Consider the following 259-nt stretch of genomic DNA (forward strand, 5'->3'; position numbering starts at 1 on the left):
TGAATCGACCAGCATTTCCTAGACAGTTACAAGCCTCATGGAATTGCGTCTCTCGTACTCTATCGGAGACAGGCCATCCGCAGACGAATGTCTGCGGATGGGGTTGTAAAACATTTCAATGTAGCTAAACACATCGCTTCGTGCTTCTTGCCTGGTGGCATAGATATGCTTGCGGATGCGCTCGCGCTTGAGCAATTGGAAGAAGCTTTCTGCTACCGCGTTGTCATGACAGTTGCCTCGCCTGCTCATGCTGGGCTTC

1 protein-coding gene is annotated in these 259 nt (G+C 51.0%); it reads right to left on the reverse strand.

Annotation, left to right across the window (positions count from 1 at the left end; genetic code table 11):
• Nucleotides 1–18: 18 nt before the first annotated feature.
• The coding region (locus tag AC27VO_RS16575; RefSeq protein ID WP_488667814.1) for an IS3 family transposase at nt 19–259 on the reverse strand (241 nt) is incomplete at its 5' end.

The sequence above is a fragment of the Comamonas sp. 14P8.1.4 genome, from assembly GCF_057799285.1.